At 64.4% G+C, this 17,284-nt stretch carries 15 protein-coding genes; 10 read left to right on the top strand and 5 right to left on the bottom strand.

Going from position 1 to position 17,284, the window contains the following annotated elements:
- Positions 1-19: 19 nt before the first annotated feature.
- A complete protein-coding gene (locus H7828_RS10755; RefSeq protein ID WP_226781026.1) occupies positions 20-946 on the bottom strand; it encodes a LysR substrate-binding domain-containing protein in 927 nt (308 codons plus the stop codon).
- Positions 947-1,053: 107 nt separating this feature from the next.
- Between H7828_RS10755 and H7828_RS10750 the strand changes: the two genes are divergently transcribed.
- From H7828_RS10750 to H7828_RS10725, 6 genes are read left to right on the top strand one after another with little or no spacing between them, the layout of a single operon-like run.
- A complete protein-coding gene (locus H7828_RS10750) occupies positions 1,054-2,049 on the top strand; it encodes a TRAP transporter substrate-binding protein (RefSeq protein ID WP_226781025.1) in 996 nt (331 codons plus the stop codon).
- Between the two features lie 52 nt (positions 2,050-2,101).
- Entirely contained in the window at positions 2,102-2,572 is a 471-nt protein-coding gene (locus H7828_RS10745) for a TRAP transporter small permease (RefSeq protein WP_226781024.1), read from the top strand.
- Entirely contained in the window at positions 2,569-3,858 is a 1,290-nt protein-coding gene (locus H7828_RS10740) for a TRAP transporter large permease (protein ID WP_226781023.1), read from the top strand. Before H7828_RS10745 ends, H7828_RS10740 begins: the two co-directional genes overlap by 4 nt.
- 12 nt (positions 3,859-3,870) lie before the next feature.
- Complete coding sequence (locus tag H7828_RS10735; RefSeq protein WP_226781022.1) at positions 3,871-4,806, top strand: dihydrodipicolinate synthase family protein; 936 nt, start codon at positions 3,871-3,873, stop codon at positions 4,804-4,806.
- Positions 4,807-7,023 carry a molybdopterin-dependent oxidoreductase gene (locus H7828_RS10730; protein ID WP_226781021.1) on the top strand — a complete coding sequence of 739 codons (2,217 nt, stop codon included), beginning with the start codon at positions 4,807-4,809 and terminating at the stop codon, positions 7,021-7,023. It abuts the gene before it with no gap.
- The gene (locus tag H7828_RS10725; protein ID WP_226781020.1) at positions 7,008-7,787 is read left to right on the top strand and encodes an SDR family oxidoreductase; all 780 of its coding nucleotides are present in this window, start codon (positions 7,008-7,010) and stop codon (positions 7,785-7,787) included. The genes H7828_RS10730 and H7828_RS10725 overlap by 16 nt, the downstream gene beginning before the upstream one ends.
- A gap of 136 nt (positions 7,788-7,923) precedes the next feature.
- On the opposite strand, the gene H7828_RS10720 is transcribed toward H7828_RS10725, so the two are convergent.
- Positions 7,924-11,130, bottom strand: coding sequence for a reductive dehalogenase (locus H7828_RS10720; protein ID WP_226781019.1), 3,207 nt, complete (start codon positions 11,128-11,130; stop codon positions 7,924-7,926).
- Between the two features lie 140 nt (positions 11,131-11,270).
- Between H7828_RS10720 and H7828_RS10715 the strand changes: the two genes are divergently transcribed.
- The 3 genes from H7828_RS10715 to H7828_RS10705 all read left to right on the top strand — a co-directional run bounded on the left by H7828_RS10715 (position 11,271) and on the right by H7828_RS10705 (position 15,025).
- A complete protein-coding gene (locus H7828_RS10715) occupies positions 11,271-12,350 on the top strand; it encodes a mannitol dehydrogenase family protein (RefSeq protein ID WP_226781018.1) in 1,080 nt (359 codons plus the stop codon).
- A 332-nt stretch (positions 12,351-12,682) separates the two neighbouring features.
- A complete protein-coding gene (gene tig / locus H7828_RS10710; RefSeq protein ID WP_226781017.1) occupies positions 12,683-14,011 on the top strand; it encodes a trigger factor in 1,329 nt (442 codons plus the stop codon).
- Positions 14,012-14,152: 141 nt separating this feature from the next.
- Positions 14,153-15,025 (top strand): adenylate/guanylate cyclase domain-containing protein, encoded by an 873-nt coding sequence (locus H7828_RS10705; RefSeq protein WP_226781016.1) that lies wholly within the window; start codon positions 14,153-14,155, stop codon positions 15,023-15,025.
- Positions 15,026-15,093: 68 nt separating this feature from the next.
- Here H7828_RS10705 and rplI read toward each other — a convergent pair whose 3' ends face one another.
- From rplI to rpsF, 3 genes are read right to left on the bottom strand one after another with little or no spacing between them, the layout of a single operon-like run.
- On the bottom strand, positions 15,094-15,714 hold the full coding sequence (rplI, locus tag H7828_RS10700; RefSeq protein ID WP_226781015.1) for a 50S ribosomal protein L9: 621 nt from the start codon (positions 15,712-15,714) through the stop codon (positions 15,094-15,096).
- An 11-nt stretch (positions 15,715-15,725) separates the two neighbouring features.
- A complete protein-coding gene (gene rpsR, locus H7828_RS10695) occupies positions 15,726-15,953 on the bottom strand; it encodes a 30S ribosomal protein S18 (RefSeq protein WP_099823931.1) in 228 nt (75 codons plus the stop codon).
- Positions 15,954-15,970: 17 nt separating this feature from the next.
- A complete protein-coding gene (gene rpsF, locus H7828_RS10690; protein ID WP_226781014.1) occupies positions 15,971-16,324 on the bottom strand; it encodes a 30S ribosomal protein S6 in 354 nt (117 codons plus the stop codon).
- A 250-nt stretch (positions 16,325-16,574) separates the two neighbouring features.
- Here rpsF and H7828_RS10685 point away from each other — a divergent pair, with 250 nt between their 5' ends.
- Positions 16,575-17,207: a hypothetical protein gene (locus tag H7828_RS10685; protein ID WP_226781013.1), complete on the top strand. Its 633-nt coding sequence runs from the start codon at positions 16,575-16,577 to the stop codon at positions 17,205-17,207.
- Positions 17,208-17,284 lie beyond the last annotated feature (77 nt).

The following is a 17,284-nucleotide window of genomic DNA, read 5'->3' as shown; positions in this document are numbered from 1 at the left end:
GCGCGGCCCTGGGCAAAGGTCAGTCGGGCGCACCGGCAACATCGCGCAGACGCCGCACGCCCGGCGTGGCGTCCATGGTTTCGGCCAGGGTGGTGGCCATGGCCGCCGCGGGCCGCGACAGGGGCTGGTCGGCATGGGCCAGCAGGTGCAGATCGAAGGGAATCGCCGGGGCAAAGGGAACGGTGCAAAGCGCGGTTGGCGGAAACTGGCGCGGGGTCAGCGGATCGACAATCGCAGCGCCCAGCCCTTCGGCCACCAGCGCGCAGGCCGAATAGGAGGGTTGGCTTTCGATCACGATCTCCGGGGCGATGCCGGCCTCGGCAAAGCGTTCGGTCGCATAGCCCGCCGTCACCGTCTGGAACGACAGCGCCACCATGGCCACACCCTTCAGATCCTGCGGTGTGATCTGCGCATATCCGGCAAGGGGGTGGCCGACCGGCAGCGCCACCACGCAATCGGTGCGCCACGACTGAAGATGGCGCACATCGCTGCGCCCCGGCGCTGTCTGCGCGATGCCCAGATCGGCCTGGCCAGCGGCGACCAGATCGGCGACCCGGGGTGAGGTGTGGACATTATGAGTGACGCGCAAGCCATTGTGATCTTTCAGGAATGCGGAAAGGGCGCGGGGCAGGATCTGGAAGCTGACCATGGGCAGCGTGGCCACCGAAAGGCTGCCCTGGCGCAGGTTGTGCATGTCGCGGGCGAAACGCTCCAACCGTGCCAGGCCATAGAACATCCGCTCGACCTCTGACGCGAAATTGCGCGCCTCGGGGGTGGGAAACAGCTTGCCCGCCCGCCGGTCGAACAGGGCAAAGCCAAGGTCGCTCTCAAGATCGCCGATCAACCGGCTGACGGCGGGCTGTGACACGGCCAGCGCACGGGCGGCGGCCGTCACCGACCCAAGGCGCATCACCTGGCGAAAGGCGTTGATCTGACGGTCGTTCATCGCGCCCCATAACATTGCCGCATAAGGTGCCACGTTAATTCTATTTGATTTTATCGCAAGTCCGAGTCCCAATGATGGATATCGCCATCAGAACGGGGAGACGCGAGATGAAGATCAACCGACGGGCCAGCCTGGCCCTTGCCTTTGGCACCTTGCTGGCCGGAACCACTGGCGCCTGGGCCGCCGATGTGAACCTGCGCATTCACACGCTGGTAAAATCTCCGCATCCTTACAATGACATGGCGGACTATCTTAAGGCAACGCTTGAAGAAAAGAGCGAGGGCCGCATCGCCGTGAAGGTGTTTGATTCCGGGCAGTTGGGCCAGGATCCGGCGGTGATCGGCGAGGTCGGCCTTGGCACCATCGACATGATGGTTTCCACCGCCAGCAACGCCGCGGGCGAGGTGCCCGAACTGTCGATCTTCACGATGCCTTATCTTTTCGCCGGTATGGACGAGGCGCTTGCCATCCTCGAACCCGGCACGCCGGCGCACGATCACTTCGCCGCCGCCTTTGCCGACCGTGGCACAGGGGTCAAGCTTCTCGCGCTTGGTCCGGCGGGTACGCGGAACATGGCGGCGGTCGATGTTTCGGTGACCACGCCCGACCAACTGGACGGGCTGCGCATGCGCACCACGCAATCGCCCATGGACGCCGCGACATGGTCGGCGCTGGGGATGTTGCCAGTGTCAGTGGCCTGGGGTGAACTTTACGCCGCCATGCAGACCGGCGTTGCCGATGCCATGGAAAGCTCGCTTCCCGGCTACAGCGGTTCGAAGCTTTACGAAGTGGCGCCGAACCTCGCCCTGACCCAGCACCAGGTGCAGATCCACCATATCTCGATCTCGCAGCGGACCTTCGACAAGATGCCCGAAGACCTGCAGCAACTGGTGGTTGACACCGCGCGCGAGGCCAACCTGCACGGGCTGGAAAAGGCCGAGGAATACGACGGCGCCCTGGTGGAAACCCTGAAGAAGGACCACGGCGTGACCGTTTCGCAGCCCGACAAGGCGGCCTTCAGCACCCGGCTGGAACCGATCCAGTCCGAACTTGCCGCCCAGCTTGACCTTGAAGCCGAATACAAGCTTCTGAAAGGCAAGTGATTTTCGCGCCTCCGGGTCTGACCCGGGGGCGTGCCGTCACGGTGGATAGATCATGTATCGACGTTTATGCCAGGCGGTCATGCGCACCGCCGAAGTCGTCTCGGGCATCCTGTTCTTCGGGTTGATCGGTGCCGTTGCGCTTCAGGTCATCGCGCGCAACATACTGTCGCTGCCCATGCTCTGGACCAGCGACGTGGCGCAACTGCTGTTTTCCTGGCTGATCTTCGTGGGCGCGGCGATCGGCCTGCGCCAGGGGGCGCATTACTTCGTCGATCTCTGGCCCGCAGGCGACAGCCCCGCCCGCCGTGCGATCTCCTGGTTCGGCATCCTGGTCAGCGTGGTGGTGGTGTTCATCCTGGTCTCAAACGGCTGGGCGCTGTCGATGGCCCGGGCGCGCGGCGAAATCCAGAGCATCGGCATCTCGCGCATGTGGCTTTATCTGCCGATCCCGGTCAGCGGCGTGATGATGGCGCTGTTCCTTGTTGAAATCGCCCTGAAACAATGGCGGGGAGAGACCTTTTGAACCCACTTGTCGTTCTTCTCGGCTCGTTCTTCGTGCTGATCGCCCTGCGCGTGAACATCGGCTTTTCGCTGATCCTGTCGTCGGTTCTGGTCATGCTGATCGAGGATCTGCCGCTGACCTCGGTGGTCAACCAGATGTATGCGGGGATCGACAGTTTCACCCTGCTGGCGGTGCCCTTCTTCATGTTGCTGGGCCGCATCCTGAACGCCGGCTCCATCACCACACGCCTTCTTGCGGTGGCCGATGCCACCGTGGGCCATGTACGCGGCGGGCTTGGCCATGTGAATGTGTTCGTCTCGATGATCTTTGCCTCGCTTTCGGGGTCGGCGGCGGCGGATACGGCCAGTGTGGGCAGCATCCTGATTCCGGCGATGAAGAAGGCGGGTTACGATCCGGCCTTCGCCGTGGCCCTGACGGCCGCCAGTTCGACGCTGGGCGTGATCATTCCGCCCAGCATCATCCTGATCGTCTACGGCGCCTTCGGCAACGTCAGCATCGGCGCGCTGTTCCTGGGGGGCGTGGGGCCGGGCCTTTTGGTGGGGGCCTTCATGATGGGCTATACCTATGTGCTGGCGCTGCGGCACGGATACCCGGCCAACCCGTTTCCGGGCGTGCGCGGCATGGGGGTCGCCGTGGCCCGCGGATCGGCGCCGCTGATGATCCCGGTGCTGGTGCTGGGGGGGATCGTGGGCGGGTTCTTCACGCCTACCGAGGGCGGCATCATCGCCGTGCTCTGGGCGCTGTTCCTCACCTTTGTTGTCTATCGCGACATTCCGCTGCGCCTCTTGCCCGGCATCCTGCAGGCGGCGGTCGTGGATTTCGCCATTCCCATGTTCACGGTCGCCAGCGCGGGGATCTTCGGCTGGATGATCGCCTACCTCGGGGCCGCGCAGATCGTCGTCGATTTCATCCTGGGCGTCACGGCAAACCGGTTCGGTATCATGCTGCTTCTCATGGGTTTCCTGCTGCTGGTGGGCATGGTTCTGAACCCCATTTCCGCCACGCTGATCTTCCTGCCGATCATCCAGGGCCTGGGCGACACGGCCGGCATGAACCCGGTTCACCTGGGGGTGCTGTCCACCGTCACGCTGTCGGTGGGGCTAATCACGCCGCCCTATGGCATCTGCCTGCTGATCGCATCGCGCATCGGAGACGTCCCCCTTGGGCGCGCCATGTGGGCCGCCGCGCCGATCTGCCTGCTGACCATCACGGTCGGTGTCCTGTCGCTTTGGGTGCCGGGGATCATGCTTTGGCTGCCAAAACTTCTTGTTCCGCAATTCTTCTGAGGAGGACCGAAAATGTCTCATATCAAGCCGAAGGGGTCTTTCGTGGCCCTTGTCACCCCGATGAACGCCGATGGTTCGATTGATTTTGAAGGCTTCCGCACGCTTCTGAACTGGCACGCCGAAAACGGCACCGAAGCGGTGCTGATCATGGGATCCACCGGTGAGGTTTCGATGCTGTCGCCCGAGGAACGCCGCGCCATCATCCGCGAAACGGCGAAGATGAAGCCGGGCAATATGCTGATGTATTATGGCTGTACCGGCAACAACACCGAAACGACCATCAACTATGTGCGCTTCGCCAAGGCCGAGGGTGCCGATGGCGCAATCATCGCCGCGCCGGCGTATATCTGCGCCGACAATGCGGCGATCACCGACTACATGCTCGAGGTGCTGGACAGCACCGACCTGGCCATGGGGTTCTACAACAACCCGCCCCGGGTGAAGACCGATCTGCACTGGGACGACCTGCTGAAGCTGGCACCGCACCCCAACATGGTGGTGCTGAAGGAATCCACCACGCGGGTGGGGCAGGTGGCGCAGATCTGTGCGGCCAAGCCCGACATGTCGATCATGTGCTGCTGTTCCCCCAACCTCGGCCTCGTGGTGCCGATGATGGCCCTGGGTGGGCACGGCACGGCCAACATGACCGGCAACATCATCCCGCGCGAGATGGCGGTGATCTCCAAGCCTTGGGAAACGGGGGAAGACGCCTTCAACCACCGTGCGGCCTGGCTGGAAAACCTCGACATGCTGCATTTCGCCTATGCGGCGGTGAACCCGGTCAGCATCAAGACCCTGATGCAGGCGGTGGGTCTGCCCTCCGGTCCGCTGCGCAAGCCGCTGCAACCGGCCTCGGGCGCCGTTCTGGCCAAGGGGTTGGCGGCCTTCGACAAGCTGGGCCTGGCCGAGAAATACGGGCTGAACCGTCCGTCGCTTGCCGCCGAATAGATGGTGGTATCGCTTTGCCATTGGGGGGCGTTCGAGGCGGTCGTCGAAAACGGCCGCCTTGTCGCAGCGCACCCCCTGGGCGGGGCCAATCCGCAGATGATCGGGAAGTGGCCCGATCTTGTCTATTCCGACAGCCGCATCACCCAACCGCACGTGCGCCGCGGGTTCCTTGAAAAGGGCCACGGCGCAGGCGGGGCCGGGCGCGGGACCGATGAGATGGTGCCCGTCGCGTGGGACACGGCGCTGGACCTGGCAGCGGCCGAGCTTGCCCGGGTACACCGCGAGCATGGAGCGCAGGCGGTTTTCGGCGGCTCCTACGGCTGGTCCAGTGCCGGGCGGTTCCACCATGCCCGCACTCAGGTGCGCCGCTTCCTGGCGGCGGCGGGCGGGTTCACCGATGTCAGCGGCAACTATTCCTGGGGTGCGGCACAGTTCATCCTGCCCCATGTGCTGGGCGATGACAGCGCGGTATCCTCGGCCGCGACCGATTGGGCCACGGTCGCCGATCATGCCGATACGGTGGTGGCCTTCGGCGGGCTGAACCCCAAGAACTGGCGCGTCACATCGGGCGGCGCGGTGGCGCATCACCTGCCGGAAGCGGTGCGCAGGGCGGCCGACAACGGCGTGTCCTTCACCGTCGTCTCGCCCCTGGCGCAGGACGTTCCGCCGGGCCTGAATGCGGCGCTGGTTCAGCCGCGCCCGGGCAGCGATACCGCGATCATTCTTGCGCTGTGCCACAAGGCCGTGATCACCGGCCGCGCCGACCGCGCTTTCCTGAACCGCTTCACCGTAGGGGCCGAGCCTTTCATCGCTTACCTGCGTGGCGATGACGGCACCGAAAAGACGCTGGAATGGGCGGCCGGCCTGGCGGATGTGCCGCTGACCCAGCTTGAAGCGCTGTGGAACAGGATCGCCACGGGCCGCGTGATGTTGACGGCAAGCTGGTCGCTCCAGCGGGCCGACCATGGCGAACAACCCTATTGGGCGTTGGTGGCCTTGGCCGCGATGCTGGGCCAGATCGGGTTGCCGGGGGGCGGGTTTTGCTTTGGTTACGGGTCGATGAACGGTGTCGGGGCGGCCGGGCGGCGCGGATTCGTGCCCGCGATGGAGGGGCTGCCCAACCCGGTCGGAACACCGATACCCGTCGCCTGTTTCCCCGAGGCGCTGGCCAATCCGGGCCGCCGCTTCGCCTTCAATGGCACCACGGTCATCGCCCCCGATATCCGGCTGATCTGGTGGGCGGGGGGCAACCCGTTTCACCATGCGCAGGACCTGAACGCGCTTGAAAAGGCCTGGCAGCGGCCGGAAACCGTGATCGTTCACGACCCATGGTGGACTCCGACCGCTCAGCGCGCCGATATCGTCTTTCCCTCGACAACGACGCTGGAGCGCAACGACATTGGCGGCACCTCGCGCGATCTTTTCGTCATCCCAATGCCCCGGGTCATCGCGCCGGTGGGGCAGGCGCGTGACGATTTCGCCACCTTCGGCGCATTGGCCGACAGGCTGGGGTGCCGCGCGGCCTTCGATGACGGGCGGGATGAGATGGATTGGCTGCGCCATATGTGGGCGCGCAGCCAGGCGCGGGGCATCACCGAAGGCGTGCAGGTGGCTGAGTTTGACGAGTTCTTCGCAAATGGCCCATGGCCCGTTCCGCCCGAGGCGCGCCCCGAGGTCTTGTTGCAGGATTTCCGCGACGATCCTCTGGCCCATCCCCTGGCAACGCCATCGGGGCGGATCGAGATTTCCTCGCAGACCATTGCAGGTTTCGGCCTTGCCGATTGCCCCGGCCATCCCGCCTGGCTTGAGCCGGTCGAATGGCTGGGCGCCGCCGCAGCGGACGACCTGCACCTGGTGACCAACCAGCCGGCGCGCCAGTTGCACAGCCAGCTTTGGCAGGTGGGGGATCAGGCGCCGCAGCCGGTGCACATGAACCCCGAGGATGCTGCGGCGCGGGGCCTGCGCGATGGGGACGGGGTGCGCCTGTTCAACCATCGCGGGGCCTGTTTCGCGCGGCTGGTGGCAGACGCCGGCCTGCGCCGGGGTGTCGTGGTGATGGCCACGGGCGCCTGGTTTGCGCCGGACAAGGCGGGCGAGCGCAATGGAAACCCGAATGTTCTGACCGCCTGGCGGCAGACATCATCACTGGCGCAGGCCTGTGCAGCGCTGAGCACGCTGGTGAAGATCGAAAAGGAAACGGAATGGACCTTGGACTGACAGGAAAACGCGCACTTCTGACCGGAGCGAGCAAGGGCATGGGGCGGGCCTGCGCCCATCGCCTGGCGCAGGAAGGCGCCGAAGTGACGATCGTGGCGCGCACGGCCGATACGCTGGAACAGGCGGCCGAGGCGATCCGTGCCGATACGGGCGCAACTGTGCAATGGGTGGCCGCAGACATCACGACGGAAGAGGGGCGCGCGGCGGCCCTTGCCGCCTGTCCCGCCCCTGACATCCTTCTCAACAATGCGGGTGGGGCCGCGCCGGGCGATTTTCGCGACTGGGGTTCCGATGTCTGGGTGGCGGCGGTGGAACAGATGATGTTGCCGCCGATCATGATGATGCGCGCGACCGTCGATGGCATGATGGAGCGCGGTTTCGGCCGGATCGTCAACATCGCTTCGCGCAGCGTGAAGATCGCGCAGCCTGAACTGGGGCTCAGCAACGGGGCGCGGTCGGGGCTGGTTGGCTTCACCGCCGGCCTGGCCCGCCAGACGGTGGCGCGGGGCGTGACCATCAACAACCTGCTTCCCGGCATCTTCGACAGCGATGGCCAGCGCGAACATATCGAAGGCATGCTTGACGAGATGGGCAAGAGTTTTGACGAAGTCTGGCAGGCCCGCGCCCGGGGCATTCCGGCGGGCCGCTATGGCCGGGTTGAGGAAATCGGGGCATATTTCGCCTTTCTCTGCAGCGCCCACGCGGGGTTCATCACCGGTCAGAATCTTCTGATCGATGGGGGAAGCTATCCCGGCACCTATTGAGAAGGTGTTAATGTCGCTTGGGCGTACAAAGATCGAAGTTGCGAGGATTTCCCTGATCTGTTCATGAAATGTTCACCCTTCACGCCCAGCGTGGGCGCAGTGAAACGATGCGTGAGCGAGGGAGGGACAGGAACAGTCAGAGGTCGATTTCGATCACGCCACCGGGCTCGGCGGCGCGGGACTGGCACAGGATCATCGTCGTGCGGCGTTGGGCGGCGGAAAGAACGAAATCGCGGTGGTCCACCGCACCCTCTCGCAAACCGCATTTGCAGACACCGCAAAGGCCATCGCTGCACTTGACATCAACCTTGATGCCGGCGGCGGCCAGGGCGTCGGTCGCGCTCTGATCGGCGGCGACCGGGATGGTCTGCCCCGATGCGGCCAGCCTGAGCGTGAAGGCGAAATTCTCACGCTCGGGCAGGTCGGGGACCGAGAAATACTCAAGATGGCAGTGGTCGTCGGGGAAACCGGCGCTCTGCGCGGCCTGCATCACGGCGCCCATATAAGGATCGGGGCCGCAGGTGTAGACATGGGTGCCTTCCGGTTGCGTGCGCAGGATATGGGACAGGTCGGCGCGGCTTGATTCATCGGACACATGCAGATGAACCCTGTTGGCCCAGGGCATGGAACACAGTTTTTCAAGAAAGGCGGCGCGATTGCGGCTGGGGACGGAGTAATGCAGATCGAAGGATGCGCCGATGGCGTGAAGACGGTGGGCAAAGGCGATCATCGGCGTGACCCCGATGCCACCGCCCATCAGCAGGCTGTGCGGCGCGGTTTCATCCAGGGCAAAGTGGTTGATCGGGCGCGAGACAAAGACCTTGCGGCCCGGGGTGAAGATGCGGTGCATCAGCGCCGATCCTCCGCGCCCGGCGTCTTCGCGCAGCACGGCGATCTGGTATTTCGCCCTGTCCGCCGGGTCACCAGACATCGAATACTGGCGCAGGAATTCGGGCGCGACGACGATATCAAGGTGGGCCCCGGCCGTCCACGCGGGCAGGGTGTCGGTGTCAAGCGGCACGAAATCGTAAAGCGTGACATCCGCGCTAAGCCGTTCGGCGCGTGCAACCTCGACCCGGATCACGGGGGCATCGCCCGGCGGGTTGTAGACATGTTCGGGCGGGGTGCCCCTTGCGCGGCGGGCCTTGTGTTCCTGCGCCGAGATCATGGTGCCATAGGCCCGGATACCGGCCTCGCGGTCCATTGGAAAGGGATAGGGGTAAGGCGGCGGCGCAAGGGGCGCGGGGTAAACGGCCAGGGTCTGATCCGCGTGGTTCAGCACCAGATCCTTTTGCAGATCGCGCGCGTTCACCGGATGGCGCGTCGGGCGATATGCGCCGTCCTTCTCCAGTTCCAGATCCCACCACCATTTCTTTACCGGGTTCAGGCCGCCATTTCCCATGGTGTCATCAAGGCGGGCCAGAAGAGGGGCGCTGGCGGGCAGGTTCATGGCGGCCCAGCGAAAGGGTTTCTCGGCAAAAAGCCCCTCAAGATTCCAGGGGCAGGTCTTCATGCAGCGCCCGCACATCGCCCCGCCCGGCGTGGTGATCCGGTAGGTGGCGCATTTCTGGCTGTCGGATTTCCAGATCTCGTAGCCATTGAACATCAGCTTCGGGCCGGCAGTGATGGCGCCGGAGGGGCATTCGCGCGCGCATTTGTTGCAGCTTTGGCAAAACCTCTGAAGCCCGAAATCCACCGGTTTGTCGTGGGCAAGCGGCATGTCGGTGGTCACGACCCCCGACTTCAGGCGCGGGCCAAGGAACGGGTTCAGGATCACCTCGCCGATGCGCGACACCTCGCCCAGCCCCGAGAGCAGCAGGAGCGGCGGCTGCAGCACCTCGCCATCCATCACCGTATGCGCCTTGGCCGAATAACCGAGATTGCGGATCTGTTTCGCGATGACCCCGCCCAGCAGCGAAAACCGCAGATAGGCGCGCATGCTCTGGGCTACGCCGATCCAGTCGTCGCCAGACGATCCCTCCATGGTTTCGCGGCCCTGGTCGATGATCATGCTGATCGCCTGGTCGTGGGGCGGCGTGATCGGCGCGCCGGTGGCGTCATGCGAATACCAGGCCCAGTCGGGGCAGCGCGAAATGCCGACGGCATCGACCCCCAGCCAATAGGAGGCCGCCTTGACATTGGCGGCGTTGCGCGTGGCGTCATCCGGACGGGGCCCGGGCAGGGCGGGGCCGTCCTGGATCAGCACGAAGGCCCCGAGCGCGCGGCGCTGGGCCATCGAAGGCGCGGCCTTGCGGGCATAGTGGCCGCCTTTCGCGCCGTCCTGCACCGCTTTGCCCATGTCCCCGAACTGCGCGCGGGCGAACATGTCGGCGCGTTTGGGCACGCGGGCGACGTTGGGTTCGTCGATATAGGTGGTGGGGGTATCGACCCGTTTCAGGGTTTCGAAGGGATGCGCGCCATCCACGAAGCGGCGCCGCGCGAAGGGGTCGCGGTTCAGCGCGGATTTCGCAAAGCCCTTGCCCAGCCACCAGGCCGGGCCGCGCGTCTTGAACCTTGGCTGTTGCGCCATGGCGGCAAGGGGGGCGTCGGGCGTCATTGCGAAGGTGGTGGTGATGGCCGCGACGCCGAATCCGGTGCCGACATAGGGCGCAACCAGTTGACCGTTCTCAAGCGTCGCAAGGCCCGCAGCCAGGGTGAGGCGATGCAGATCGACATCCGAAGAGGTGGCGGTATGGGCCGTGGCATCATGGCCCAGCAAGCGGATGTAGTTGGCGATGACCACGGCCGTTTCGCTGGCGCGCAGGGCGGCGCGATGGGCCTGGGCATCGTTGATCCAGTCGGTGCCGGTTTCATCCGGTTTCGGGTCGCGTGGATGTTCGTAGAGGAAAACGATCGCCTGCGAATGGGTGTCGATGCCTGCGGGCGGTGCCTCCATGGAATCGCGCAGGTCGGCCATGATGACATCGATCCCCGAGGCCAGGGTGCGGGTCTGGCGGTGGCGCAGGTCGTCGGCCAGGCGCGCGATATCGGGGTTCTGAAAGGGCGTGGTAAGCCGCGCCGCAGCCGGAAGATCGCAAATGCCGACCATCGCTGCATCCGAGAAATACCCGAAGGCCTTCAGGTGGTTGGCGCGTTCGCTCGGGTCTTCGGGGGCCTCGGCCCTGGCGCGGTTGACCAGGCCATCGCGGATCGCGTCAAGCATCGCCTGGTATTCGCCCATGGCGTTGACGATGCTTTCGGGCGTTTCGGCGCGCCGAAAATCAAGCTGGCGAAAGGGCGGTGCCGACTTCAGGTCGGGCATCGGCCCGCGGGCCAGCCGCTCGAGCGGGTAGGGGCCCAGGTGAACAGGCCGATCCTTGTCCGAAAAAAAGCGCAGTCCCATGATCCCCCCGATCCACCTCGCGGCAGAATGGGGCAGGTGCGGCCCAAGATCAACGGCGCAGGTCGTGGCGTTGACAGTTCCGGCGCGCTGTCCGTAAGGACGGGGTGAACCCTCAGTCCCCCAGGCGTGAAAGGCCGATCATGGCGCATACTCCGATCCTGCAATTCGGCACCAGCCGGTTTCTTCAGGCTCATGCCGATCTGTTCATCTCCGAGGCGGGGGCGGGGCCGATCACTGTCGTGCAAAGCTCGGGCGATCCGGCGCGCGCCCATCGCCTGGCGGCCCTGGCCGAGGGATTCCCGGTGCGGATCGAGGGTATTTCCGAGGGCGAGACCGTTCAACGCGAGGTGTGGGTCAACAGCGTGGCGCGCACCGCCTCAAGCGCCACCGACTGGGACGAGATCACGCGCATCGCCTGCGAGGAGGCCGAGATCATCCTGTCGAACACCGGCGACAAGGGGTTCGCGCCGCAGCCCGCAGACGGCAGTGCGGCTTTCGACCAGGCCATGTCCTATCCGGCCAAGCTGATGCTGCTGTTGAAGGCGCGGTTCGATGCGGGGGCCGCGCCGATCCAGGTGATGCCGACCGAATTGATTACCGACAATGGCGCGGTGTTGCGGGACAGGGTTCTTGAACTGGCCGGTGATGATGGCGCCTTTCGGGATTATCTGGAAACCGGAGTTCTGTGGGTCAATTCCCTGGTCGACCGGATCGTTTCGGCCCCGCTTGAGCCGGCAGGTGCAGTAGCCGAACCCTATGCGCTTTGGGCGATCGAGGATCAGCCGGGTCTGCGCCTGCCCTGCACCCATCCCGCTGTCGAGGTGGTTGGTGATCTGGCGCCCATCGCGGCCCTGAAGCTTTTCGTGCTGAACCTCGGGCATACCTACCTTGCCGACCGTTGGCAGGTCGCGGGGGGCGACCCCGAAGATACGGTGGCCCGCGCCATGGCCGACCCCGAGCGTGCCGCCGCGCTGAGCGCGCTTTACCGCGACGAGGTGCGGCCGGGTTTCGCCGCCGCGGGCATGGCCGAGGCCTTCGACGCCTATGTCGCCACCACGATGGAGCGGTTCGCCAACCCCTTCCTGGCCCACCGGATTGCCGATATTGCCCAGAACCACGATGAAAAGGTTGCCCGGCGGATTGATGGCTTTCGCATGTGGGCGGCCGGACATGGCGATAGCGCGCCGCGTCCGATTCTGGATGCGATCTGCGGCGGCTGAGGGCGCAGGGGCGCAGAGCGGCCCGTCCGCGCACGCGGGCGGGGGCATCAGGCCGAGAAGGGGACAGCCGCGCAGATGCGCGCCCCTTGCCGATGCCCTGCGACAGGCGCGCGAAGGGCCTGCGAATGCCGCCGGATTTGGCGATCGTGCCGTGGCGTGGCGGTCCGGCGCCCGTGGTGTCATTTTCTCCTAGAACACCCTATTTTCTTTTGTTATGCGGTCACGGATTGCGGCAGCGCGGATGGCTGGCGCCAAAGGTTGTCTCCGCTTGCCCTCGGGAGAATTGCGCCACGGGGCGCGCCGGGGGTTGGCGGACCATGAAAGGAATTGAGATGCAGGTCACTGAAACCCTGAACGAGGGCCTCAAGCGCGCCTATCAGATCACCGTTCCCGCTTCGGAGCTGGACGACAAGGTGAACGAGAAGCTGAAAGAGGCTCAGCCCGAAGTCGAGATGAAGGGCTTTCGCAAGGGCAAGGTGCCCATGGCCCTGCTGAAAAAGCAGTTCGGCCCGCGGCTTCTGGGTGAAGCGATGCAGGAAACCGTCGATGGCGCCATGTCCAAGCATTTCGAGGACAGCGGCGACCGCCCGGCCATGCAGCCCGAAGTGAAGATGACCAAGGACGACTGGAAAGAGGGCGACGATATCGAGGTTTCGATGTCCTACGAAGCGCTGCCCGAGATCCCCGATCTGGATGCCTCGTCGATCACGCTGGAAAAGATGGTCGTTTCCCCCGACGAGGAAGCGGTGGACGAGGCGCTGAAATCGCTGGCCGACAGCCGCAAGTCCTATGAGACGAAAAAGGGCAAGGCCAAGAACGACGACCAGATCGTGATCGATTTTGTCGGCTCGATCGACGGCGAGAAGTTCGAAGGCGGCGCCGCCGAGGATTATCCGCTGGTGCTGGGCTCGAAATCCTTCATTCCGGGGTTCGAGGATCAGCTGGTCGGTGCCAAGGCCGGTGACGAGCTTGAGGTGAAGGTGAACTTCCCCGACGATTATCAGGCCGAGCATCTGAAGGGCAAGGAAGCCTCGTTCGCGGTGACCGTGAAGGAAGTGAAGAAGCCCGGCGAAACCGCCATCGACGATGAACTGGCCAAGGGGTTCGGCGCCGAAAGCCTGGACGCCCTGAAGGACCAGATCCGCGAGCGTCTGACCGCCGAATACTCGGGCGCCGCCCGTGCGGTGATGAAGCGCGCGCTGCTGGACCAACTGGACGAGAAGGTTAGCTTTGAGCTGCCGCCGTCGCTGGTCAAGGCCGAGGCCGACCAGATCGCGCATCAGTTGTGGCACGAGGACAACCCCGACGTCCAAGGCCACGATCACCCCGAGATCGAGCCGACCGACGAGCATCAGAAGCTGGCCGAGCGTCGCGTGCGTCTTGGCCTGCTTCTGGCCGAACTGGGCCGCAAGAACGAAATCAGCGTGACCGACGCCGAGATGACCCAGGCCGTGATGAACCAGGCCCGTCAGTACCCCGGTCAGGAACGCCAGTTCTTTGAATTCGTTCAGCAAAACGCCCAGATGCGCCAGCAGCTTCAGGCGCCGATCTTTGAAGACAAGGTTGTCGATTATGTCTTCGAACTGGCCAATGTGACCGAAAAGCCCGCCACCAAGGCCGAGCTTGAGGCCGCTGTCGAAGCGCTGGACACCGACGAGTAATCAGACGCTTTTGGCGTTGTGAAAGGCCGCCCCTGGGGCGGCCTTTTTTGTGGCCGGGCGGTTGCGCCCGCGTCCCCGGGCGCGATAGGTTGCGCGCATATTTTCAACCGACCCATTTTCCTATCAGGAGCTTGTTTTCCCATGTCCCTGGCCTGTGTGCTGGTGTCCGATGTGACCGGAAGCACCCGATTGTTCGACCGTATGGGCAACGCCGAGGCGCTGGCCCGCATCGACAGCGTTCTGGCCCGCATGCGCGCGCTGATCGTGGAGGCGGGGGGGCATTGCGTGAAGTCGAAGGGAGACGACGTGCTGTCGTTCTTCCCCGATTCCAACGGCGCCTTCCTTGCCGCCTGGGCCATGATAAACGAACCCTGGCCCGACGATCTGGCCATTCACGCGGGTGCCTATTTCGGCGAAATCCTGAGCCATGCCAATGACATATACGGCGGCGCGGTGAATACGGCGGCGCGGCTGGCGTCACTTGCCAAGGCCGGAGAGATCCTGTTCGGCGATGCCTGTCATGACGATCTGGACGAGTCCCACAGGCAGAGGTTCCTTGCGATCGGCGCGATTCCGCTTCGGGGAAAAGAGGCCGCGACGCAGGTTTTTTCCTGCACGGTGGCCACGCTGGGCACCCAGACGACGGTGATTCCCGGCGGGCGTGGCGGCAGCAACCGCATGGCCATTGCCGATGTGTCGCTGGGGGATGCCCATTGGCAGTTGGTGCCGGGCGGGCGGCTGACAATCGGGCGGGCGCCCGACAGTGATATCCTGATCAAGGTGCCTAGCGTTTCGCGCAGCCACGCGGTTCTGACGATCAGCAGTGGCGAGTTGGAGTTCACCGATCACAGCTCGGGCGGGAGCAGGGTGCGGATGGACCAGGGGCAGGATCTAATGGTGCACCGCCGCACCACACTGTTGAGCGGGGCGGGCGAGATCGTGATCGGCACCGCCGTCAGGCCCGAGAAGGACAACGTGATCGGATTTCGCACCGGCGCGCTGGAGCGCGTCTAGGCCGTGAAAGGCATGAAAAAGGCCGCGCAAGATGTTGCGCGGCCTTTCTTTTTTCTGGTTTTCGACGATCAGTTGTCGTCGTCGGTCGCCACGGGCGAGGGGCTGTCTTCGCCGTCGCCGAAATCTTCGTTCGCAGCGCCGCCGATATCGTCGAACAGCTCCTGGATTTCGAATTCGGCCGCGGCCTCTTCCTCGGCTGCCAGTTCCTGGATCGACTTGCCCGAGGCCTGAAGTTCGGCCTCTTCGGGCGAACGGGCGACGTTCAGTTCGATCTTGGCTTCGACTTCCGGGTGCAGCGTGACCAGGACCGTGTGCAGGCCCAGGTACTTGATCGGCGCGGTCAGCGCGACCTGCTTGCGGTCGACGGTGAAGCCCGCTTCGGTTGCCGCGTCGGCGGCGTCACGGGTGGTGACCGAACCGTAAAGCGCACCGGAATCGGATGCCGAGCGAATCACGACGAACTGCTGTCCGTCGAGCTTGGCCGACATCGCTTCGGCCTCTTTCTTGGTCTCGAGGTTGTGCGCCTCAAGCTGGGCTTTCTGTGCCTCGAAGGCGGCGATATTCGCGGCGGACGCCGACATCGCCTTTTTCAGCGGCAGCAGGAAGTTGCGGGCATAGCCGGGCTTCACGTCCACGACTTCGCCCATCTGGCCCAGCTTGGCCACACGTTCCAAAAGGATGACTTGCATGTGCTTGCTCCTCAGTTCACGGCGTAGGGCAGCAGGGCGAGGAAGCGGGCGCGCTTGATCGCGCGGGCCAGTTCACGCTGCTTCTTGGCCGACACGGCCGTGATGCGGGACGGCACGATCTTGCCACGCTCGGAGATGTAGCGTTGCAGAAGGCGCGTGTCCTTGTAATCGATCTTGGGTGCATTGTCGCCAGAGAACGGGCAGACCTTGCGGCGGCGGAAAAATGGTTTCGTTGCCATGGGTTAGCTCCTCTGGTTCAGCGGCGTTCGCGGCGGGAATCGCGCTCGTCGCGCTTTTGCATCTGGATCGACGGGCCTTCGGGCAGTTCGTCCATCTTGATGGTCAGCACGCGCATCACGTCGTCATGAAGGCGCATCAGGCGCTCCATTTCCTGGACGGCCGAGGCGGGGGCATCGGTGCGCAGATAGGCGTAGTGGCCCTTGCGGTTCTTGTTGATCTTGTAGGCCATCGTCTTGACGCCCCAGTATTCGTGATCAACCACCTTGCCGCCGTTGTCGGCAAGAACCGTGCTGAAATGTTCGATCAATCCCTCGGCCTGGGTGTTGCTCAGGTCCTGGCGGGAAATGAAGACATGCTCATAAAGCGGCATGTGCTCTCCAGTTCTATGTTCAAGCGCACTTCAAAGACCGGCGGCGAGCCTTCCGTTGCCGGTCACGAGAGGTTGCGCAGTATGCATTGCTCACGGAAGGATGGGCGCTTTTACGGGCGGGGCGCGCGCTATGCAAGCCCCCCTTGGCCGGCAGGGGGCAATCGCGGTCGGCAAATCGGCATGGCGGTGCCGCATTTCTGCCCTCTTTGCCCTTTACCCATTTTTTAACCCGACCTTGGTAGAGAAAACCATGACCAAAGATGCCCCACTTTCCCCGACAGCTCCGCAGCCGCATCTTTCGATGTTCGATGTCTACAGCGGCTATGTCCTGACCCAGGGGCGCAATGCGCTGATGTACGTGGTGATGTGGGAAAGGGTGATGCGTTTCGTTGCCATTGGCGCGCTGGTCTTCCTTGCGGCCTTCTGGTTCTGGCCCGGCGCGGTGACCTCGGCCGAGGTTCTGCCGCTCAAGCTGGTGCTGTCGGGGGGGCTGGCGGTTCTTTCGGTCATGCTGTTCTGGGCGGCGCGGCCACGCCCGCAATATGAATGCCAGGTCGATCTTGTGCATTGCGAATTCCGCCAGATCCTGCGCGCGGCCAGCGGCATCGAAAAGTTGATGCTGCGTATCCGTTTTGACGAGGTGACGGGCCTGTTCATACGCCCCAACCGGGCCGAACCGATGGCGTCATGCCTGTTCATGGAGGTTTGCGGCGCGGATGAGCCTTTGCTTCTGGGCGTCGCGCACCACGATGTTCTTGGCGATATCCACCGCCGGATCAATGCCGATCTGGCCAAGGCCCGCACGATGCCCCAGCCACAGCGCCCGATGCCCCAGGAAGAGGCGGCCAAGGCCAGCGCGGTGGCCCGGATGCAGGCGGCCTGACACAAAGTTGAGTGCATGAGCGAACAGGCGCTGTGAAACGCCACTGAATTGCCGGGTGAAGGCTGCTGCTTCAGGTA

Source organism: Oceaniglobus trochenteri (assembly GCF_020529025.1).
Taxonomy (GTDB): Bacteria; Pseudomonadota; Alphaproteobacteria; order Rhodobacterales; family Rhodobacteraceae; genus Oceaniglobus; species Oceaniglobus trochenteri.
Note: the sequence above shows the minus strand (reverse complement) of the source record. Positions and strands in the feature narration are given on the sequence as shown.